The 18,813-nt window shown below is 47.4% G+C and carries 15 protein-coding genes; 5 read left to right on the forward strand and 10 right to left on the reverse strand.

From position 1 onward, the window contains the following. The first annotated feature begins 147 nt into the window (after positions 1-147). Positions 148-1,275 (forward strand): tRNA 2-thiouridine(34) synthase MnmA, encoded by a 1,128-nt coding sequence (gene mnmA / locus KUA49_RS05980; protein WP_218412529.1) that lies wholly within the window; start codon positions 148-150, stop codon positions 1,273-1,275. Positions 1,276-1,457: 182 nt separating this feature from the next. Beyond that, complete coding sequence (locus tag KUA49_RS05985; protein WP_256624827.1) at positions 1,458-3,908, forward strand: TonB-dependent receptor; 2,451 nt, start codon at positions 1,458-1,460, stop codon at positions 3,906-3,908. 285 nt (positions 3,909-4,193) lie between these two features. Here KUA49_RS05985 and KUA49_RS05990 read toward each other — a convergent pair whose 3' ends face one another. Together KUA49_RS05990 and KUA49_RS05995 are read right to left on the reverse strand one after the other, a co-directional pair. Further along, positions 4,194-4,679: a low molecular weight protein-tyrosine-phosphatase gene (locus tag KUA49_RS05990; protein ID WP_412178604.1), complete on the reverse strand. Its 486-nt coding sequence runs from the start codon at positions 4,677-4,679 to the stop codon at positions 4,194-4,196. Between the two features lie 179 nt (positions 4,680-4,858). Further along, positions 4,859-6,187, reverse strand: coding sequence for an inositol-3-phosphate synthase (locus KUA49_RS05995; RefSeq protein WP_218412497.1), 1,329 nt, complete (start codon positions 6,185-6,187; stop codon positions 4,859-4,861). A 430-nt stretch (positions 6,188-6,617) separates the two neighbouring features. Between KUA49_RS05995 and KUA49_RS06000 the strand changes: the two genes are divergently transcribed. Both KUA49_RS06000 and KUA49_RS06005 read left to right on the forward strand, forming a co-directional pair. Further along, positions 6,618-7,544 (forward strand): radical SAM/SPASM domain-containing protein, encoded by a 927-nt coding sequence (locus tag KUA49_RS06000; protein ID WP_218412496.1) that lies wholly within the window; start codon positions 6,618-6,620, stop codon positions 7,542-7,544. A 79-nt stretch (positions 7,545-7,623) separates the two neighbouring features. Beyond that, entirely contained in the window at positions 7,624-9,525 is a 1,902-nt protein-coding gene (locus KUA49_RS06005; protein ID WP_218412495.1) for an SLC13 family permease, read from the forward strand. A 72-nt stretch (positions 9,526-9,597) separates the two neighbouring features. Here KUA49_RS06005 and KUA49_RS06010 read toward each other — a convergent pair whose 3' ends face one another. The 8 genes from KUA49_RS06010 to KUA49_RS06045 form a co-directional block, all read right to left on the reverse strand. Continuing rightward, positions 9,598-10,209, reverse strand: coding sequence for a DNA-binding protein (locus KUA49_RS06010; RefSeq protein WP_218412494.1), 612 nt, complete (start codon positions 10,207-10,209; stop codon positions 9,598-9,600). Positions 10,210-10,273: 64 nt separating this feature from the next. Continuing rightward, positions 10,274-10,474 carry a hypothetical protein gene (locus KUA49_RS06015; RefSeq protein ID WP_218412493.1) on the reverse strand — a complete coding sequence of 67 codons (201 nt, stop codon included), beginning with the start codon at positions 10,472-10,474 and terminating at the stop codon, positions 10,274-10,276. A gap of 257 nt (positions 10,475-10,731) precedes the next feature. Then, on the reverse strand, positions 10,732-10,959 hold the full coding sequence (locus tag KUA49_RS06020) for a DUF4248 domain-containing protein (protein WP_238405365.1): 228 nt from the start codon (positions 10,957-10,959) through the stop codon (positions 10,732-10,734). 51 nt (positions 10,960-11,010) lie between these two features. Beyond that, positions 11,011-12,156: a CHC2 zinc finger domain-containing protein gene (locus tag KUA49_RS06025; RefSeq protein ID WP_218412492.1), complete on the reverse strand. Its 1,146-nt coding sequence runs from the start codon at positions 12,154-12,156 to the stop codon at positions 11,011-11,013. A gap of 41 nt (positions 12,157-12,197) precedes the next feature. Continuing rightward, on the reverse strand, positions 12,198-13,532 hold the full coding sequence (locus tag KUA49_RS06030; RefSeq protein ID WP_218412491.1) for a hypothetical protein: 1,335 nt from the start codon (positions 13,530-13,532) through the stop codon (positions 12,198-12,200). A 211-nt stretch (positions 13,533-13,743) separates the two neighbouring features. Beyond that, positions 13,744-14,130 carry a hypothetical protein gene (locus tag KUA49_RS06035; RefSeq protein WP_218412490.1) on the reverse strand — a complete coding sequence of 129 codons (387 nt, stop codon included), beginning with the start codon at positions 14,128-14,130 and terminating at the stop codon, positions 13,744-13,746. 436 nt (positions 14,131-14,566) lie between these two features. Next, entirely contained in the window at positions 14,567-15,409 is an 843-nt protein-coding gene (locus KUA49_RS06040) for a hypothetical protein (RefSeq protein ID WP_318331679.1), read from the reverse strand. Next, positions 15,345-16,337: a hypothetical protein gene (locus tag KUA49_RS06045; protein WP_203049517.1), complete on the reverse strand. Its 993-nt coding sequence runs from the start codon at positions 16,335-16,337 to the stop codon at positions 15,345-15,347. Before KUA49_RS06045 ends, KUA49_RS06040 begins: the two co-directional genes overlap by 65 nt. Before the next feature lie 556 nt (positions 16,338-16,893). On the opposite strand from KUA49_RS06045, the gene KUA49_RS06050 reads away from it, so the two are divergent. Then, positions 16,894-18,810 (forward strand): site-specific DNA-methyltransferase, encoded by a 1,917-nt coding sequence (locus KUA49_RS06050; protein ID WP_218412489.1) that lies wholly within the window; start codon positions 16,894-16,896, stop codon positions 18,808-18,810. The last annotated feature ends 3 nt before the right edge of the window (positions 18,811-18,813 follow it).

Genomic DNA, 18,813 nt, shown 5'->3' on the forward strand with positions numbered 1-18,813 from the left:
AAAGGAAAAGTTTTCGGGGAAATAATAGATTTTTATGAGAAAGTAGGCGCTATTTTGCGGAATTTGTTGTAACTTTGCCTTCAGATTTAGTTATTGGAAAATAGAATTGAAAATAGAATAGTAAATATCGAATAATAAATGGATAAGATGATAACAGATACTCCAAGAGAAAAGGAATTGGAGACCAGAGACGAGCAGTTTCTTGCCGAGGTGAAGGACAAGAGGATTGCCGTGCTGCTTTCGGGCGGCGTAGATAGTTCGGTGGTGGTGTGGGAATTTGCCCGTCTGGGCTTGCATCCTGACTGCTTCTACATCAAGATTGGACCGGAAGAGAAGGAGGAATGGGACTGTTCTTCTGAGGAAGACCTGGAGATGGCTACAGCCGTGGCACGCAAGTATGGCTGCAAGCTGCAAGTGATTGACTGTCACCAGGAATACTGGAACGAGGTGACCCGCTACACCATGGATAAGGTGAAGGCGGGATTCACTCCCAACCCCGATGTGATGTGCAACAGGCTCATCAAGTTTGGTGCCTTCGATGAGAAGATGGGCCACAACTACGACCTCATCGCCACAGGTCATTATGCGCAGACCGAGACGGATGAAAACGGCGACAAATGGCTCGTAACGAGTCCTGATCCCGTGAAGGACCAGACCGATTTTCTGGCTCAGATAGAGAGCTGGCAATTACGAAAAGCGATTTTCCCTATCGGTCATCACATTAAAAATGAAATTCGTGAGATAGCCGAAGAGGAGCATTTGATTAATGCCAAGCGCAAGGATAGTCAAGGAATTTGCTTCCTGGGGCAGATTAACTATAACGATTACATCCGCCGATACCTGGGCGAGAACCCGGGCGATGTGATTGAGATGGAGACGGGCAAGCGCATCGGCGGCCACAAGGGTTTGTGGTTCCATACCATCGGCCAGCGCAAGGGTCTGGGCTTCGGCGGCGGTCCTTGGTTCGTGATTAAGAAGGATGTGGAGAACAACATTCTGTATGTAAGTCATGGTTACGACCCTCAGTCGGCTTACAAGCAGGATTTCCCCCTTCAGGATTTCCATTTCCTCACCCGCGAGGTGGCGATGCAGAAGGTAACGTTCAAGATTCGCCATACGCCGGAGTATCATCCTGCTACTATCGAAAAGCTCGAAGATGGCAGATGGATGATTCATTCAGAGGAGGCGATTCACGGCGTGGCTCCCGGTCAGTTTTGCGTAGTGTATGATGAGCATCATCATCGCTGCTATGGTTCGGGCGAGATTACGGTATAATATAAGGTGAGATTACTGTAGTTAAATGAGATTAAGGTGAAGCTTTTTCTTCTTGAACTTCGAAAAATGGGGATTTCCTAATTAATGGGGATTCCCCATTTCTTTTTTTCTTATTACCTTTGCACCCGATTTTAGAATGATAACAAAAAAGATAACGAAAAAGATAATAAAAACAGGATATTATGAATCGAATCGTAATGATGGCGATGGCGGGTTGCGGCATCGTCTTGCCCGTATCGGCTGATGCTGCAACTGCGGCTGCTAAGACCGATGCAGCCCCAACTGCTGCCCATGCCGAAAATACTTCCCTGTCGGATAGCAGCAAGGTATTTGATATTGACGAAGTGGTGGTCGTTTCACAACCCAAGGAGGTGATGCGACTCCGCCAGCAGGCACTCAGCAGCACTTCGATGAGCAGCTCGCTGATGAAGAAAATGGGAGCCTCTGATTTGAGAGACCTTTCACTTTTTGTTCCCAATTTCGTGATGCCGAATTACGGCAGCCGACTCTCTTCTTCAGTTTACGTAAGAGGCATCGGAAGCCGCGTCAACAGTCCTGCCATCGGACTCTATCTCGATGGAATCCCCGTGATGAGCAAGTCGGCTTTCAATCTCCACAACTATCAGTTGAGTAGGGTGGATGTGCTCCGCGGTCCTCAGGGAACCCTCTACGGCCAGAATACGGAGGGCGGATTGGTAAAAATGTATTCCCACAATCCCTTTGATTATCAAGGCTCTGAGGTAAAGCTCAGCTACGGCAGCAAGTATTATCGCAACGTAGAGGCAGCCCATTATCATAAGTTCAATAATCATCTCGCCCTTTCCCTGGCGGGCTTCTACGAGGGAGGAAAGGGATTCTTCAAAAACACCTTTACGGGCGAACGTTCCGACCAATATGATGAGGCTGGCGGCAAACTGCTGCTCAAGGCTCGCTTCAATTCGGGCTGGAAGATGGATGTGCTTGCCAATTACCAATACGTAGACCAGAATGGATTTCCTTATGGCAAGCTGAACCTGGAAACCGGAAAGGCAGATCTTCCTGCCTCCACCTTCCCAGGCACCTATAGAAGAAACAATCTCATTTCGGGTTTCAAACTGGGCTATTCGGGCAGGGGCTTCGACTTCTCTTCCGTCACCAGCTACCAGTATCTGAAAGACCGCATGCTCATGGATCAGGATTATCTCTCTGCTCCTTACATGCGCATCCTGCAGGAGCAGCTTCAGAACTCCTTCACCCAGGAAATCTCCTTCAAGAGCAATCGTGCCGTGGGCGGATTCTGGAATTGGGCCGTGGGCGGCTTCTTCTCCCGTCAATGGCTGAAGACCAATGGTCCCGTGTTCTTCGATGAGGCGATGACCACGCCGATAGGCAACGGCATTCAGCAGCAGATGTATTCCGCCATCCATGCTTTGATGGTGAAGACGATGATGGATAAGGGAATGCCCGAGGCTGCGGCCAATGCGGCGGCTGCGGCTGCGATAGAGAAGGCGGGCGGCATCAGTATGGCGGTGAGCATGGGCGCTCCGGGCGTTTACCATACGCCGCAAACCAACCTGGGCTTCTATCACGAGAGCAATTTCAACCTCACCTCCCGACTGGTGGCTACGCTCGGCATCCGCTACGACCTGATGCACACCAGCATCCATTATCAGTCGGCTGCCTTCATGGCAATGACGGCAAACATGATGGGGCAGAAGGCCACCTTTACCCTGAAGAGTGCCCTGGATGGAAAGGCGAAAGATGATTACAACCAGATTTTGCCGAAGATAGGAATCACCTACCAGCTTGACGACCGGCAGAGTAATCTCTACGCCACCGTGAGCAAGGGCTATCGTGCCGGAGGATACAATATCCAGATGTTCAGCGACATTCTGCAAACCGAACTGAATGCCCACCGCCAGCAGGCGATGCGTGGCGATTACGACGTGCCTCATACGCCGGAAGATTACGAAAAGGTGAACCAGACGATTTCGTACAAGCCCGAAGTTTCCTGGAACTACGAGGTGGGTGCCCATCTCAATCTCTTCGACCATGCGCTCCATTTCGACCTGGGTGCCTTCTACATGAAGGTGAAGAACCAGCAGCTCTCCGTGATGGCTGGCAACTACGGCTTCGGAAGAATGATGGTGAATGCCGGAAAGAGCCACAGTTGCGGCATCGAGGCTGCCCTGCGCGGACAGCTTGCCAACGGCAATCTCGACTGGATGCTGAATTATGGTTACACCCGAGCCGAGTTTGACGAATACACGGATAGAGAAGGAGATAAGGCCGTGAGCTACAAGGATAAGAAGGTGCCTTATGTTCCGGAGCACACTCTCTCGGCGATGGCGGATTATCGCCTGCAGTTTGATTCCAGTCTCTTGCGCAGTATGGTTCTGGGTGCCAACGTCAACATGCAGGGCAAGATTTATTGGGATAACGCCAACAGTTATGGTCAGGATATTTATGCCGTGTTGGGTGCGCATGTGGCCTTCGATTTGGGCAAGGTGCAGTTGAATCTGTGGGGCAAGAACCTTACGGACACCAATTACAACACCTTTGCCGTGGATAATGCGGCTACGGGCAAGCGTGAATACTTTGCCCAGCGTGGCAATCCATTCCAATGTGGTGTGGATGTAAGCTTCCGCTTTTAATGCTTACTGATAAAAGAATGAGGATGTGTCACAAGTCTAAATAATGGCAGCCGAGAACGCCCTGAAAGGGCAGAAGCTCTTAGCCCAGGGCAGCGCCCTGGGTAATGTTGACAAAAAACAAAGTCGCCCTGAAAGGGCAAAAGCTTTGAAATAGAAGGCTTTTGCCCTTTCAGGGCGACTTTGTTGTATTTATTCTAAAACCCAGGGCGCTGCCCTGGGCTAGGAGCTTCTGCCCTTTCAGGGCGTATGGGATGTGGTTTATGACACACCCTCATTCTGTATTTCCTATTGATTCATAATGCTATTCAGCAACTCCTGGCAGGCATCTTCCAGCAGCGTGATGACGAGTTCAAAGTCGCTGTAGTCGCCGTAATACGGGTCGGGAACGCTGGTGTATTCACGATGAGTCGTCAGGAAATCGGCCATGCGAACCACCTTATCCTTATCCGCCTGGCTGGAAGCCATAGAGGTGATGGCGCGATAGTTTTCGTTGTCCATCACCACGATGGTTTCATATTTCTTGAAGTCTGATTTCTGAAATTGGCGGGCGTGACTGTTGAAGTTGTAGCCATGCTCAGCTCCGCATTTTCTCATGCGGCTATCAGGCAGCTGACCCACGTGCCAGTTGCCTATTCCCGCAGAATCAATTTCAAACTCATCCTGCAGTCCAGCCTTCTCTACCAGGCTCTTCATGATGCCCTCGCCTGCAGGCGAACGGCAGATGTTGCCCAGGCAAATGAATAATACCGTATGTTTACCTTTCTTTGTCATCATTTAAAAATCTAATATTTATTGTTTTGTTTGCAAAGTTAGTATAATAATCTTTATTATGCAAGATTTTTCCATTCTTTTTTATTTCCTTTTAAAAAAAGAAAGGGCAAAAAAAATCCCGATAAAGAACAGGAATCTGTCTCTATCGGGAAAAAGGGGGAGTATTACTAATAAAAAAATTAGTCGATTTCCTCATCAGCCTCGTAACCGCCCATCTCGCGGATGGCGTTCTTCAGCATCGTGTACTGCTGGTAGAGGTTGTTCACAGCCTCCTCGCCCTTGGTATAGTCGTGCATTGGCGCCTTGAGGAAGAAGCTCAGGAAGCGCTGGGTGCCGTAACGGCCAGCACGGGCTGCAAGGTCGCTCAGCAGAGTGAGGTCGAGCAGCAATGGAGCTGCAAGGATTGAGTCGCGGCAGAGGAAGTTGATCTTGATCTGCATAGGATAACCCATCCATCCGAAGATGTCGATGTTGTCCCAACCCTCCTTGTTATCGTTGCGTGGTGGATAGTAGTTGATGCGAACCTTGTGGTAATACTGGGTGTCCTCATCGTTGCCGTGGCCATAGAGGTCTGGCTGGTCTTCTGGCTTCAGAATAGTCTCCAGCGTAGAGAGCTTGCTCACCTCCTTGGTGTGGAAGTTGGCTGGCTCATCGAGAACGAGACCGTCGCGGTTGCCCAGAATGTTGGTTGAGAACCATCCGTTCAAGCCCAGGCAGCGGGTGCCGATGATAGGAGCGAAACCGCTCTTCACCAGAGTCTGACCCGTCTTGAAGTCCTTGCCTGCGATAGGCATCTTGGTCTTCTCTGCGAGTTCCCACATGGCTGGAATATCAACTGTGGTGTTAGGCGCACCCATGATGAAAGGAGCACCCTCGGTAAGGGCAGCGTAGGCGTAGCACATGGATGGGGCAATGTGCTGGCGGTCGTCGGCCTTCATCGCAGCCTCGAGAGCAGCCAGTGTGCCGTGGATTTCCATGTCCACCGGTACGTAGATTTCTGTAGAAGCAGCCCAGATTACAACGATGCGTGCGCAGCCGTTCTTCTCCTTGAAGTCGCGGATGTCCTGGCGCAGCGCCTCTACCATCTCCCAGCGGGTCTTGCAGTCCTTCACGTTGTCGCCTTCCAGGCGCTTGGCGTAGTTCTTGTCGAAGGCAGCCTTCATAGGCACCACCTTCTCCAGTTCTTCGCGCACAGGGTTGATGTCCTTCTCCTTCAGAACCTCGGCATACATGGCAGCCTGGTAAGCATTCTGCGGATAAACATCCCAAGTGCCGAAAACAATATCGTTGAGGTCGGCGATAGGCACGATGTCCTTGTAGTGCAGATACTTCTTGTCTGCACCCTTGCCCACGCGAATCTTATCGTATTGAGTCATTGAACCTACTGGCTTTGCAAGTCCCTTGCGAGCCATGAAAACACCTGTCATGAATGTGGTAGCTACGGCTCCACAACCTACGACCATGATACCCAGCTTACCTTCAGCTGGCTTTACATTGTTTTGTTCCATTACTAACAGTTATTAAACAGTTATTTAAGTCTTCTAAACTTTTTTTGAATTGATTGATTGATTGAATTGTTCCATCGGATAAGGTGGAAGAGTGCCTTCCCCGATAGCCGAATGTCGCTTTTCTGATTGCAAAGATAATGAAAACTGATGGATAAAGTGTAGTTTTTGATGAAATTCTTCATGAAATTTAGAAATATTAGCATTGGATTCGAGATTATTAGCATGAGAATGGTAAAAATGGCAATAATTTGAAGGAAAAGGGGATTGATTTTGTGACAAAATGTAGGAAGATGTTTTTTTTCTTGAATATTTTCTCGTTTTTCTATTTTTTGCCGTATCTTTGCAGGTAAGAAGTTTTAGAGTTAATGATAAAATAGAAAACAGAAAATAGAATAAAATAAGAATACAGAAAAATAATAAAATAGTAATTATGATAGACCGCTGTTACATCGAAATAACCAATACCTGCAATCTGAATTGCGATTTCTGCCCCAAGCATCATCGCAAGAAGAGGCAGTTGAGTGCAGAGGAGTTCAATCTCATCACGGATAAGGTGAGGGGCAAGGTGTGCTTCCTCTATTTCCATCTGATGGGCGAGCCGCTGCTCCATCCGCTGCTGCCGCAGTTCGTGAGGATGGCTAACGAAAAGGGGTTCAAGACGGTGCTCACATCCAATGGAACCCTGCTCCATCGATGCCTGCCGCTGCTCGAAGCCCTGCCCCATAAAATCCAGCTCTCGCTGCATTCGCACGAAAGTAATGCCCGGGGCGAACTGGCAAGCTACATGCAGGAGGTGATGAATTTCTCCATGCAGGCAGCCGAAAAGGGCACCTGCATGGTGCTCCGACTCTGGAACCAGGGCGGAAGAGACCTGGAAAACGAGGAGGTGATGAAGCTCATAGAGCAATACGTTCCGAAACCCTGGAAGGAACGCCCCGACGGATTCCGACTCACAGACCATCTCTATCTGGAATTCGACCGGAAATTCGAATGGCCTACGGCTGGGGAGGAATCGGAAAAGAATCTGAAGGAGAAATCGGAGAATGAATCGGAGAATGAATCAGGTGAGGAATCTCCTAAAAAAGAAAAGAAACAGCTTTTCTGCAAGGCCCTGATTAAGCAGATAGGCGTCCTATCCGATGGAAGCCTCGTGCCCTGCTGCCTCGACCACGATGGCGATGTGGTGCTGGGCAATCTTCTGCATCAATCTCTCGAAGAAATTCTCGCTTCGCCCCGGGCGCAGGCGCTGATAGAAGGATTCAAGCATCACACGGCTTCTGAAAAACTCTGCCAGAACTGCGAATCAGCCCTGGCTGGCAACAGCTTCAGGGGAAAAGCCAGAAGCTCGGAAAAATAAAAGCTCCGGCTCGTAATCTCTCGGAAAATCTCTCGGAAAAATAAAAAATAGTAATATATAAATCTTAAAAAAATATAGCATGACAATAACCCTTATCATATTAGTTATCACGGTTGCCATGTTTATATGGGGCAGGGTGAGGGCCGACATCGTGGCACTCACAGCCCTGGCAGCCCTGCTGGTGCTCGGAATCCTTACCCCCGCCGAAGCCCTGGCTGGCTTCTCATCGCCCATCGTCATCATGATGATAGGACTCTTCGTGGTGGGAGGAGCCATCATGCAGACGGGCCTCGCCAAGCTCACGGGCAATAAGCTCATGGCACTCTCGCGAGGCAACGAAACCATCACCTTCCTCCTCGTGATGCTCGTTACATCCTTCATCGGAGCCTTCGTCAGCAACACCGGAACCGTGGCCCTCATGATGCCCATCATCATGAGCATCGCAGCCGGGTCGGGCATGCAGTCGTCACGATTCCTCATGCCCCTCGCCTTCGCCGGAAGCCTGGGCGGAATGCTCACTCTCATCGGTACGCCGCCCAACCTGGTCATCGACGAGGTGCTCACCGAAGCCGGCTATCAGCCGCTCGCCTTCTTCAGCTTCTTCCCCGTGGGCATTATCGTCATCGCCATCGGCATCATCGTGCTCATGCCCCTGAGCAAAATCTTCCTCAGCAAAAGCCAGGGAAGCAAGAAGAAGAAAAACGCCAAGTCGCTCGACGACCTGGTGGATGAATACCGGCTGCTCGACAATCTGCATCGCTACATCGTGCCCAGCAGCCGCACCTCTGCCGCCCGCGATGAAAACGGCAACCAGCTTGACATCGTGGGAAAGACCCTGAAGGAACTCAGCATACAGAAGAAATACGGCGTGAGCATCATCGAGATAAGAAACGAAAAGAAATCGCGACTCGGGCTGGTGAAAGACGTGAACCAGAACATGGCCAAGAGCAGCAGCACCATCCAGGTGCACGACACCTTATATATAATAGGTGACGAGCAGAAGATGCAGCACTTTGCCCGGGACTACGGACTCCGGAAGATGAAGGACGTGAAGATAGATTTCTACGACCTGGGATTGACCGAGATAGTGGTGATGCCAACCTCCAATTTCGCCGGTCTGCGCATAGGCGAGGCCAACCTGCGCAAGCGATTCGGCATCAACGTGCTGGGCGTGAAGCGAGGCTCATCATCCTCTTCTTCTTCTGAGGGTGGCAGAGGCGGCAGCGAATACATCACGGATAATCTGATAGCCGCCAAACTGCACGTGGGCGACATGCTGCTGGTGCAGGGCGAATGGACCAACCTGGCGCATCTCACCGCCGACACCACCAACTGGGTGGTCTTGGATCAGCCTGAGAAGACTGCCGACAAGGTTTTGCTGGATTACAAGGCACCCGTGGCAGCAGCCATCATGCTCCTGATGATAGCCATGATGGTGTTCGATTTCATCCCCGTGGCTCCCGTAACGGCGGTCATCATCGCCGGACTGCTCACCGTGTTTGCCGGCTGTTTCCGCAACGTGGAGGCGGCCTACAAGACCATCAACTGGGAGAGCATCGTGCTGATAGCCGCCATGATGCCGATGTCTACGGCACTGGAGAAGACGGGAGCATCGGCCTTGGTATCTCAGGGGCTGGTAGACAGTCTCGGGGCGATGGGTCCTACGGCTCTGCTTGCCGGCATCTACTTCACCACCTCGCTGATGACGATGTTTATCAGCAACACCGCCACCGCCGTATTGATGGCACCGATAGCCCTGGTGGCAGCGCAGCAGGTGGGCGTGAGTCCATACTCCTTCCTCTTTGCCGTGACCCTGGGAGCCAGCATGTGCTTCGCCTCGCCGTTCTCCACCCCGCCTAATGCGCTGGTGATGAAGGCCGGCGGCTACACGTTTATGGATTACGTAAAGGTGGGATTGCCGCTGCAGATCATCATCGGCGTGGTCATGACGTTTGTCCTGCCGCTGCTGTTTGAATATTAGGGACAGAATAAAAAAAGAGATGCTACATGGTGCATGATGAATGCTTGCCATGTGGCATCTCTATTTTTTATGCTAGATGGTTACGTCTGCAGAATCGCCGTCGCTTCCGCCGGTGTCAGTCTTGCCCTGGTCGGTATTGCCGCTTCCCGGGTTTCCGGTTCCGCCGCCTGGATTGTCACCGCCGCCCTGGGCATTTCCGCCGCCTGGATTGTTACCGCCGCTTGGAGAATTATCAGGCTCCTCCACGTCGCCCTTGTCGCCGGAAGTAACCTTCTTGATTACATTTCCGTCTTTGTCGTAGCAGGTGATTTGGATAGCGGTGCGCTGCAGTTCGTCCTTGATATCCACGTTAGGAGTGAAGATTACGCGTCGGGCGGTAATGAGCCCGCTAGCCACCTCCGTCACGGTTTCCACGCTCTTGGCTCTCACGCCGAATCTCATGGTTCCCAAACCAGGAATAGCTACGGAGTGGCCTTCGGTGGCCCACGCCTTGATCACCTCGCCAGCCGCGTCCCAGCACGCCTGCATCACGCCGCGGCTCACACCACTACGGAGCGCCGCCTCCTTAATCACCTTGCTCTCAGAGAGCTTACTGTAAAGTTCGGTGCCGAGCACGAAACGATACTTACCTTTCAACTCACCCACCTGGATGAGGGTTTCCTTTGCCTTCAGATTAATTGCCATAATATCTTGAATTTTAAATTGTTAATACTTTGTGAGCTATAAACTATAAACTTTTAACTCTAAACTATCTAATGGTGATAGTAGGCACGAAGTGGCTCGAGTCGGCCCTTGTCGAGATGTTGTTCTCCTGCTGCTGCCGCTGGTTCTTCCCAATCACGAGCCCCGCCGTGCACGAACTGGTGAGGAAGGTGACGATGGCAGAGCATACGGCCACGATGAGATACTTGATGAATGCCTTCATGTTCACTTTCATGTTCTGTTTCATAAGCAATACGATTTTAAATTGTTAATACTAGCAATCCGGTCTTTCCCCCAGAAGCCATTTTCCATTTTTCCAACTGGAGAAATATTTTTCTCCAACTAGGAAAGTGATTTTCCAGCGCTTTCTGAATCACGATGCAAAGATACAAAAACAGCCACCATCAGTTGTGCGATGGTGGCTGATGCCGTGCGATGGCGGCACATTTTAAGCTAATAACTTTAAACTATCAACTCTAAACTATTAACTCTAAACTCTCAGCTCTATCCCGGTTCCCCCAGATACTCCACGATAGCCTTCACCTGCTTGGGCGAAAACGATTTGCTCGTCTTGCAGTATCCCATCATCTGCAGCTCCTCCCATAGTGGGGTGCAGCGGCGAATCCAGACCATCAGATGGTTGACAGCTGTGCGAGGGTAACTCTCGGGAAAGTACATCAAGGCAAGTTCCTTCTTGGTGTACGTACGAATCTTGAAATCTTCTATCATCATAATCCTTCAATTTATCATAATCCTTCTATTTGCTTAAGGAATTACTAAACTCTATTTTTTCTCTTTCAGATAATATTCGCTGAAGTCCTTGCACTCTGGTGGCAACTGGTGGTGCACCAGCTGGGGCAGAATCTCCTTGAGCTGCATGAAGAGGCTTTCGCCTGGCGCATCCCTGTCGGGAAACATGTGCCACTCCGTGTGGAGCTTTTCTCCTATTTCCGCCAGCCATTTCTTATCTTCCGGCTTCAGCAGCGTAGCAGAAGGGATGGCTATCGCCTTGTGCCCGGCAGAGAGCATCGCCCAGCAGTCGCTGCTTCCCTCCGTAATGAAAAGCCTCTCGCCCGGCTTCAGCATCTTCACCACAGGAAGATTATAGATGCTGCATCGGGCACCATAAGGGAAGCGGAAGCGGGGAGCTGTCGGCTCCGTCTGATGTGAACCTTCCACCCCGTGTGAAGGAGCATCTGTGTCATCTGTGAAGCCTGTGTCATCTGTGAAACCTGTATCATCTGTGTCATCTGTGAAATCTGTGGGCGATTTGTCAGCAGCAAGCCCCTTCGCCTCCGTGGGCATCTTCTTGTAATCCAGATTTCTGTTTTGAATCCCGATCAGGTTCCCCTCCATGTCGAAGTAGGGAATCTGCAGCCAGTTCACCCCCTTTCTATCCGTCCACGAAGTCAATCTGCACCATCTCGCCACTCTCTCATCAATCCTTCTTTCATCGAAAAGGAATCTTCTGGCCGCCCCGTTGAGCCAGGGATGCTCAAAGAATCTCGCATACTTCCCGGCATCGAAGGAGGAGGATAGTGATGCCTTCGAAGAAGTTTCGGAAGAATCTTCCGAAGAAGTTTCCGAAGATGTTTCCGAAGAGGAAGAGGATAGGGAGATGGGTGAAGAGGAAGAAACCACCTTCGGATGCGAATCTTCCAGATAAACCCCATTCACCTCCGCCAGCCATCGGCAGGCCGAGAGGAAATCCTTCCCCAGGTATTTCATCACCAGGTCGATGGTGCCTACGGAATCCCCCATGCAAACATAGCAGCGGCAGCTGTTCCTTCTTGTGTTGAACGAGAGGCTGGCGTGGTGGTCGTCATGAAAGGGGCAGAGCGCCTTGTGCCGCTTCACCACCATTCCCAGCTGCTCGGCGACCCCCTCAATAGGCAGGTCGCGCAGCTTCTGAATCTCATATTTCTCCATAAAATTTCATTTTCAAAATCTTATATTTCTCCAATTTAATCTCATTTTTCCTTACTCTTAACCTTTGCTGCCGGCGACCCCGTAAGATACTCCTGCGTCTTCGTGTAAAGCCCTGTCTGGCTGCTGTAGGTGATGAACTTGCGGTTCTTCCATACGTCGATTTGATGCTTGGTGCCTTCCTTGCTCTTTCCAAGGCTCAGGCGAAGTGCTTCCAGCTGCTGCTCGTTGAAAGAATGTTCAAGACTGTCGAGCATGTTCTTAGGACCACTTCTCTGCACCTCTTCTTCGTGGGCATCATATCCCTTGAACATGTCGCCAAACACCTTCACCTTCGACCACAGGTCGTAATAGCAAAACCATACTACGAACTCGCCGATGGAGCGCGTCCACGTCTGGTCGTTCAGAATCCAGAGCACAGCCCCCTTCTTCCATGCCGAAAAGATGCTGCGGTGGGATAGTTCCCAAAGAGTATCATCATCGGCAAGGTCGGCAAGCCTGGCCATTTCTTCTGCCAGCTGGTCGGCCACCTTGTTGAGCTGTTTCACCACAAAGGTACCCTTGCAGTTGTCCAGGCGCAGCAGATAGCTGTCTAGATTCTTCAGGAATTCCTCGTCATACGAACCCTGTCGTGGAATCCTGCCGCTACGCTCGCCACGAGCCTTGTAGGCAAAGGGGATGCGCCCGAAGAAACCATTGGTGATGTCTTTCTTGTAGAACAGGCGGGCTGCTTCTGGGGTAGAAGTGAAGGTAAGATTCACACGGAGCACGGGATTACCCGTTACGCCATCAGCCGTGGCGCGCAAGGCACCTGCTCTCTGGCAGTCGTAGATGTTTCTCACCATCTGGCTCACCTGCTTATGGCCACCGCAGATTCTATCCGCCATCTCCACCTCGGGCAGGTTGATGTATTGGGTTCTCTCGCCCAGTTTCTCGCATGCCATGGCATTCTGAATGAAGGCGGGGTTGGTTACGTCGGCAGGTGGAAACCAGAAACTCACGTCAGGACGCTCGGGCTTTTCCTTGTTGGCGCCCTTGGTTTTCATCTGTCGCTGCCAATCCACCAGTTTCTTGAACTCAGTCTCATCATGCTTGCGAAAAGTGCGCATGATGGCCTCTACAAGATGACCCAGTTGCGCCTTTCCGATACCCGAAGGGCCTATCAAATGTCCCATCTGACCGCACATTTCATAGAATTTGTTGTCGGAATACATGAATCTTACGCCCGTGAGATGGGCTGCCAAAGCCGGAATTGCCATCGGAATGAGCACTTCTCGCATGTCTTTTGATGCCTGCGAGATGGCTAATTTCACGAATTCCGTGCCTTTGCTGGGTTTGGGCATCGCCGGAGCGGTGCTGCTGAAAATATTGTAACTCATTGCTTTCTAGAGAATTAAATTAAAATATTACTTGTCGTTGGCTGGTCAAAAATCTCAGTCTCAGTCTCTCAGTTGTTTTAAATGTGGCATCCGCCTCTTTATATTATATATATAACTAATTAAATATCAATAAGTTATAAACGCTTTAAAAGCGGGTAAAGGGTTGGATTGTGACTTTTTTCCTAACTGAGACTGAGATTTGAGAGATTTTCTATCCCTGTCCGCTTATTGCACACAGCTCCTTGGCTGCCAGCAGGCAGAAATTCTGGAAGGTGAATTTCTCCGTGAACCGAGGTCGGTTGAAGGTTGGATAGAGTGTACCGTCGTTTTTGCGGTTCACGTTGATGTATGTACCTTCATACACGTGCGGATTTCTCTGCACCACCTTATCCGTCTTCTTCTCGGAGTCGTTCTGCACGAATGTGAAGTGGTCTTCGCCGTCGTGCGTGATGGCTCCGTCCAGATACTCGCCTATGCCCAGGCGTCCAGGCTTGCGGGTTATCAACTTGAGGTCGATTCCCAACTCTGTGTTGGGGTAGAAACCTTTTTCTAACTTTTTAGAACTTTCGTTCATGTTGGCATTTAATACTGCATTCATCTTTTATTAGCGTATTAAATAAGCCTCTCTGGTACGGTGACATTCGAAGAGGTTTCCCTGTCATCTTTTCTAGTACCGTCATTCCCCATTTTGTGATTTGCAACTCACTTGATGGGTAGTCATTTTGTTTTCAAATGACGATGCAAAGATAGGCAAAAAGGAAAAGCTCATGGGAGAAAAAAGAATCTTTCGTCAGGCTGCGGAATGAAAAGGAATGAAAAGGAAAGAAAAAGGAAAGAATCGAGGAAAATAGGGGAAATGAACTCTGATGAATTTGTATTTTTCAGTTTTTATGGAAGGAAAAATCGTTTTTCCGCTCTGATTTTCTATCTTATCGAGGAAAATGAGCGGAAAAACGAGGAATTTGTGCGGAAAATCGGGAGATTTTTGCGGAAATATGTGGAATATATTCGGCTACAACAATAAAAAAGTAAGATTATTGGTTCATCGCATTGCTTATTGCCTTGCTTATTGCCTTGTTCCAATTGTCTTTCTTGGTTTTATACAATTCATGTTCATTCAGAATCTTCCACAGAGGACTTTTGAAAGAGTTATCATAGTTAGAAATCTTTTTTTCATGAATGTATTTTGCTGTAATCCTGGCTGTTGCAGGATCAGAACTGGCGGCTTTTACCTCTTTTATATAGGCGATGATATGAGCCAGTTGGTCTTCGCCTGTATAGAAAAATGGTTTCAGGTCTTGGATGAGTTTTCTGTTCATACCCTCATACTTAATGGTATCTTCTATCAGTTGCGACAACCATTTGTCGGGGTCATCTATATAGCCCAGTGTATAGACTTTGATTTCTTCGTGCTGCTGTTCTGGAAGTTTTGAATTAATATCTTCGAGGATCTTGCGATAATCAATATCATGTGATTTAAGATTCCCCGTCAGACGATGTGCCCAATGGTCGTAGGCATCTTTTTTGTCATAACATTGGAAAAGCAGGTAGGCTACCCATGTTATACTGACACTAGTGGCCAATTTTGAATCGACATTATTTTCGCTAGAGTCGAATTCACGCAGGCGACAGAAAAGATTGTCGAAAGCATTCTCAAAGTCATAATCTTCTGATTGTTCCTTTATATCGTCTATCATGTTTATTACTTCCACGAAAAATTCGATAGTAGAGAACCGCATGGCATTCATGCGGCTCTCATACTGTTTGCAACTCTTGGCTATCACCTTTAAAATAGTGTTGTCCTTGAAAGAATTATTGATGAGGTCTTGTGAGTTTTTTGGGAGGCGTTGTTGCATCTTCTGTTTTCTTAATGTCATTTATACTGTTCTTGAGCCATTCCTCCAGAGTGGAAACATCTTCGGTTGCACTTATAGAAGAACCTATCTGGAATTTCTCTATAGCTCTCTCTGGGAGGAAGTACATAGGCACTACTTCGTCGTTGAGGCAGATGATGCCGCTTTTGCTCAATTTCACCTTTACCTCACACTCGTTATTCTCTATAAACTTGTTGATATAGAACATTTTATCGATAGAGTTTCTAACGCTCTGCTCGCTTGCCTCTTTGCCATATTTGTATCCGGCAAACACCTCTTTGGCTTCGTTCTCCAATCCTTCTTCGATAAAACCATTGATATTGCTGTTGCGGGTGTAATCAGAATACGTGGTGTTATCTTTGTCACGCTTGGCCGACAGGCAAACTTGGGTTACATAGTCGTTGTTCTCTCTGCATTTTCTTTTTACAACATCCCATGCCTGTGCTTCCATATAGATTTCCTCAAAGTCTACAGTATAGCCAAATGTCTTTATCATTCGATCGAAGTTCTGCTTCAGAATCTTGGTAATCTTGTCCATCTTTCCATAGAATGCACCCGCTTTTTTTTCTATAGCCACATATTTCATTTCTGGCTGATTTAAGAAGATGATGTGGCAAAAAGGATATGATGTTTCTGTCGTTTCTTCATAGTCATCTACGGCATTGGTTGTGGTACCTGTTGGCAAGGTTCTTTTCAGATCTTTGTCATCGTTGAGTCTAAACACGATGATATCTTTGCGCACGGCAAAGGTATCATTTCGCAAGCTGACATCAGCTTTACCTTTCTTCATGTACATAGTTAATTTCTCTCCGGCATGGAAAAGGCCAGTAAAACGCTTTCTGATCTCTTCGATGGTTACTCTCTTATCAGGTATAGTATCAGGATCTTCCTGGAAGCTATATCTAAGAAAAATGAATTTCTGTTGTTTCATTAGATATTATTTTTTTTTTTAGCAAGGGTAAACGATGCTTTATAGATACAAAGGTACAATTAATAACTGAATTGACAAAATATTATCGTAAGAAAATGAGAAATGAATATAAAAAAGTGAGATATTTGTTATATTTGAGTATAAAAATGAAAATAAATCCCATTTCATTTTGTCTTTTGCCAGTTTCTTTGTACCTTTGCGCATGGATTCGGCAGAAGCCGCTTCCAGACATTTTAGTAAAAACAAAGCATTGACTATTATTTCGCGTTCATAAAGAAAAAGCCTGAGAAACTGATTTCTTTTCCGCAGAAGGAGTAATCGGAATGCTGTTAGCGGTAAGACCTCTATTGAGGAGGATTGCCCGTATGCTCACATTAGTAAGTCGATGTTCATACCTATACGGTGTGGACATCCGGTCCTATGTGAGCATCGGGTTTTCATTCTCAGGCTTCCCGTGAACGCGAAAGGAAAGGTGTCCGCACCTTTTTTATTCATTCCAGTCCCCTGATGTAAGCCGTTTTGATAGTTGGATGCAGCTATTAATAACTATCAGAATATGGCAGACAATATTGATGAACTACATCGGAAAATAAAAGAATTGGAGGGTGAAGTGGCTTATCTTAATGCTCAGCTGAAGCAAGATAATCGTTTCGGACTTCATTGGATAGATGTGCCTGAAGCTTTTGAAGCTGGGGGAGAAAATGCTATTCCGATTCTTGAGGAAGTATCAGATCTTTCCATCACGACAGATGATGGAAAACCTACTCATATACTCATAGAAGGTGATAATTATCATGCTCTTACTTGCCTTAATTATACGCATCAAGGTAAGGTAGATGTAATTTATATTGATCCTCCTTATAATACGGGTAGTGATGGGTTTACGTATAAGGATAAGAGATTCCTTGATAAATATCCTGATGGGGCAAAAGTTCCTTCAAACCATCCGCTAAGGCATAGTTCTTGGCTTTCGTTTATGGCTAAACGCTTAAAGTTGGCAAAAAGTCTTTTATCTGATAGGGGAGTTATTTTTATTTCTATAGATGATAATGAGTTTTCAAAGTTACGAGAATTATGTGATCAAATTTTCGACTCAACAAATTTTGCAGCTGTCTTTTTATGGAAAAGAACGGATACGCCACCTTCTTTGTCGAATAAAGTAAGACGAAAATTAGAGTATGTCTTATGTTATACATCAAGACCTCTTCCTAAACGGCAGTTTGTTCAGGGTTATGTGGATGGAGATGATGCCCCTTTGTTGAATGCAGGTAATCCTATTGGTACTTTAGAGTTTCCTATAGGTTCTGTACATTTCAACATAGCCGATGGTGTGTATTCTGCATCTGATGACAAAAAAATAAAATTGTTGGATGAGGTGGTGGTAAAGAATGGTTTGAATGCCAAAAAGTTTAGAGCTTCAGGTCATTTTAAATGGGGGCAGAATAATTTGATGAACGAAATAGGGAATGGTACATATTGTTTGATTAAAAGTAAGTTGTTTTCTATACGTTATCAGAAGGCTAATAAGTCGTATAAAATACCCTCTAACATAATAGATTCTCAAGTAGGAGTTGGAACAAATGAGGATGCAAAGAAGGAATTGCGTAGTATAGGTTTGGTGGGAAGTTTCGATTATGCAAAGCCACTTTCCTTAATAAAATATTTGGTAAAAATGGGATTCTATGAAGATAAAAACATTTGCGTCATGGATTTCTTTGCTGGTACTGGTACTACGTTACAGGCTGTTATGCAATTGAATGAAGAAGATGGTGGAACTAGACAATGTATCTTGTGTCAATCTAACGATGATGAGGATAAAGTGTGTTCTTCTTTTACTTATCCGCGAGTTTCTGCTGCAATAAAAGGCTATGTAGCTCACAATAATTTGACGGAAGAGTTGTGTCGCATAAAACTTACAACAAAGAATATTTTGAAATCCGAAGACTTGTTGTCTCAGATTAGAGAAATACAATTAGATAACGAAAATAATTATGAGTCGTTTAAGACTTTAATAAAAGAAGATGCCCTAGTGTTGGAAGGAACTCATAAAATGAATGCTGATGTCCCACCTCTCGGCAATTCTCTCAAGTACTATCGCACTTCTTTCGTAGGAACAAGTACGGCTAATCAGGCTACAGACCATGACAAGACAATCCTTGCCCAAAAGGCTGGATGCCTGCTGGCCTTGGCTGAGAATACGCTTTACGAAATGAAGAAAACTGATAGCTATCAGATATTCAAGGACAAAAATCATGAGGTATGGACGGCAATCTATTTCAAAGAAGATTATCGCCCGAAATATTTCAACGAATTTGTTCATGAAGTAGAGCAGCTTCAGGGCGTGAAGAATGTATATATTATCAGTTGGGGCGACGTAGGTTCTTTCGATTCCTATTTCGAATATCTTTCTGGGGTAAATCTGAAGAGCATTCCTCAGCCAATCCTCGATATTTACAAATCTTTAAATGCTTAAGAA

This window comes from Segatella copri, from assembly GCF_019249655.2.
In the GTDB taxonomy this organism is placed as follows: domain Bacteria; phylum Bacteroidota; class Bacteroidia; order Bacteroidales; family Bacteroidaceae; genus Prevotella.